Raw genomic sequence first — 2,528 nt, forward strand, 5'->3', positions numbered from 1 at the left:
TAAATTCAATTCAATTATAACATATAATAAAAATGGTCAAAACTGACGATTTAAGAAATATATATAAATAAAAATAAAAACATACAAAAATAAAAATTAAATTCAAAATTTGGAGGTCTAATTTATGGAACTTTGGTATACAGAAGAGTGGACAGACAATGTTCGTTTCTCAATAAAAGTAGATAAACACTTATTTAGCGATCAATCAGATTTTCAAAGGGTTGATGTATTTGAAAGTAAGGAGTTTGGAAAGTTTTTAACTTTAGATGGACTTATGATGGTAAGTTACAAAGACGAATTTATATACCATGATATGATAGTTCACGTTCCTATGGCAACTAATATGAATATAAAAAATGTATTAGTTATAGGTGGAGGAGATGGAGGTACTGTAAGAGAGTTAACTAGATATCCTCAAATAGAAAAAATTGATATGGTTGAAATAGATAAAATGGTAGTGGATGTATCAAGAGAGTATATAGATATATGTGCTTGTAAATTAGATGATCCTAGAGTTAACTTGTATTTTGAAGATGGAGTTGCTTTTGTTAAAAATTCAAAAGATAAATCATATGATTTAATAATCGTGGATTCAACAGATCCAATAGGACCTGGAGAAGGATTATTCTCAGTTGACTTTTACAATGATTGTTACAGAGTATTAAGTGATGAAGGTATACTTGTAAATCAAAATGAAAGCCCATACTTTGACTTTAATGCTAAAGAAATGAAAAGAGCTAATGAAAAAATAACTAATTTATTCCCTATAGCTAAGGTTTACCAAGCTCATATACCTACTTATCCATCAGGACATTGGTTATTTGGGTTTGCATCTAAAAAATATGATCCAATAAAAGACCAAAACAAAGAAGCTTGGGAAAACTTAAACTTAAAGACTAAATATTACAATAGCAATATACATACTGGGGCATTTATGTTACCTCAATATGTTGTGGATATGTTAAATGAAAAATAAATTTTATAATACACCTACATTTATGAGTATGGATGATTCTTACGAAGAAAGTAAGTTAGTTGTATTTGGAGCAGGATTTGATGGAACCACTTCAAATAGACCGGGAACTAGATTTGCATCATCTTCAATGAGATCTGAGTTTTATGGATTAGAAACTTATAGCACGATACTTGACTTAGATATGGATGATTATAAGATTTGTGATATTGGAGATTTAGAACTTAGCATAGGAAATACAGATACAGTTTTAAATGAAATATATGAAGGTACAAAAAGTATTATAAAAGATAATAAAGTACCTTTCATGATAGGTGGAGAACATCTAGTAACATTACCTGCATTTAAAGCAGTACATGAAAAATACAATGATTTGTATGTGCTTCACTTTGATGCGCATACAGATTTGAGAGAAGAGTATAATAATAATGAAAATTCACATGCGACAGTTATAAAACGTATATGGGATATTGTCGGAGATAATAAAATATTTCAATTTGGAATAAGATCTGGAACTAAAGAAGAGTTTGAATTTGCATTAAAGTGTAAGCATACATACATGGAAACTCACACTATAAATACGTTTAAAGAAATAGTAGATAAACTAGAAAATAAAAATATATATTTAACTATTGATTTAGATGTTTTAGATCCATCTATTTTCCGGGAACTGGGACTCCAGAACCAGGAGGAGTAACTTATAAAGAGTTTGAGGGGATTTTTAAAATACTAAAAAATTCAAACATAAATTTAGTTGGATTAGATATTGTAGAACTTAGCCCAGATTATGATAATACAAATGTTTCTACAGTTACGGCATGTAAAATATTAAGAGAATTAGCACTTATAGTAAGCGATAAGATAAAATAAGTAAACCTAGGAGGATAATTAAATGGCAAGACATTTATTTACATCAGAATCAGTTACAGAAGGACATCCAGATAAAATATGTGATCAAATATCAGATGCAATATTAGATGCACTTTTAACAAATGACCCACAAGCTAGGGTTGCTTGTGAAACAACAGTTACAACAGGATTAGTATTAGTTGCAGGAGAAATAAGTACTAACACTTATGTTGATATACCTAAATTAGTTAGAGAAACAGTTAAAGAAATAGGATATACTAGAGCAAAATTCGGATTTGACGGAGATACTTGTGCAGTTATAACTTCTATAGATGAGCAATCGGGAGATATAGCTATGGGAGTTGACGAAGCTTTAGAAAACAGAAGTGGTGAATTAACTGAAGATGAAATAGAAAAAATAGGAGCTGGAGACCAAGGTATAATGTTTGGCTTCGCATGTAATGAAACAGAGGAATTAATGCCTCTTCCAATATCTCTTGCTCATAAGTTATCAAGAAGATTAACAGAAGTTAGAAAAAGTGGAGAATTAGAATACTTAAGACCAGATGGAAAGACTCAAGTTACTGTTGAATACGATGGAAACAAGGCAGTTAGAGTTCATACAGTATTAATATCTACTCAACATTGTGAAACAGTAAGTACTGAGACAATAAGAAAAGATTTAATAGAAAAAGTTATAAAAGTT

The 2,528-nt window shown here is 29.7% G+C and carries 2 protein-coding genes and 1 pseudogene; all 3 read left to right on the plus strand.

Annotated features, from left to right (window positions below):
* Nucleotides 1-124: 124 nt before the first annotated feature.
* Nucleotides 125-976, plus strand: a complete 852-nt coding sequence (gene speE, locus LEQ07_RS19500) for a polyamine aminopropyltransferase (protein ID WP_263331918.1) — start codon at nt 125-127, stop codon at nt 974-976.
* Nucleotides 966-1,843: pseudogene (gene speB, locus LEQ07_RS19505) on the plus strand (agmatinase). The gene speE and the pseudogene speB overlap by 11 nt, the downstream one beginning before the upstream one ends.
* A gap of 22 nt (nt 1,844-1,865) precedes the next feature.
* A partial coding sequence (locus LEQ07_RS19510; RefSeq protein ID WP_317852136.1) for a methionine adenosyltransferase occupies nt 1,866-2,528 on the plus strand: 663 nt, incomplete at its 3' end.

The organism is Paraclostridium sp. AKS73, assembly GCF_025671395.1.
In the GTDB taxonomy this organism is placed as follows: domain Bacteria; phylum Bacillota; class Clostridia; order Peptostreptococcales; family Peptostreptococcaceae; genus Paraclostridium; species Paraclostridium benzoelyticum.

Coding starts and splice junctions, on each gene's coding strand:
- speE (WP_263331918.1), top strand. CDS start 125: ATGGAACTTTGGTATACAGAAGAGTGGACAGACAATGTTCGTTTCTCA.